The organism is Nostoc sp. DedQUE02, assembly GCF_034531035.1.
Lineage (GTDB): Bacteria > Cyanobacteriota > Cyanobacteriia > Cyanobacteriales > Nostocaceae > Nostoc.
The window spans coordinates 1-621 of sequence record NZ_JAVRBY020000154.1 but is presented as its reverse complement, the minus strand read 5'-3'; the positions used below and the strand labels follow the sequence as shown (position 1 = coordinate 621).

Below are 621 nucleotides of genomic sequence, written 5' to 3'. Positions count from 1 at the left end.
TAACACCAACGATGCGCCAATTGTAGCTTCGCCCATCACTGCTCAACAAGCAACAGAAGACGCAGTTTTCAATTTCACAATCCCCGCAAACACCTTCCAAGATCCAGATATCGGAGACACTCTCACCTACAGTGCCACTCTTGAAAACGGCAACCCACTACCGAGTTGGTTAAGTTTCAATGCTACTACCAAAACCTTCAGTGGTACTCCCTTAAATGAAAACGTTGGTAGCTTAAACATCAAAGTTATCGCCAAGGATATTGCTCAAGCTCAAGCGAGTAATGTCTTTACACTCACTGTTATTAACACCAACGATGCGCCAATTGTAGCTTCGCCCATCACTGCTCAACAAGCAACAGAAGACGCAGTTTTCAATTTCACAATCCCCGCAAACACCTTCCAAGATCCAGATATCGGAGACACTCTCACCTACAGTGCCACTCTTGAAAACGGCAACCCACTACCGAGTTGGTTAAGTTTCAATGCTACTACCAAAACCTTCAGTGGTACTCCCTTAAATGAAAACGTTGGTAGCTTAAACATTAAAGTTATCGCCAAGGATATTGCTCAAGCTCAAGCGAGTAATGTCTTTACACTCACTGTTATTAACACCAACGATGC

1 protein-coding gene is annotated in these 621 nt (G+C 43.8%); it reads left to right on the top strand.

Annotated elements, in window-relative coordinates:
• On the top strand, window positions 1–621 hold a 621-nt coding region (locus RMX98_RS36280), incomplete at both ends, for a putative Ig domain-containing protein (RefSeq protein WP_409882113.1).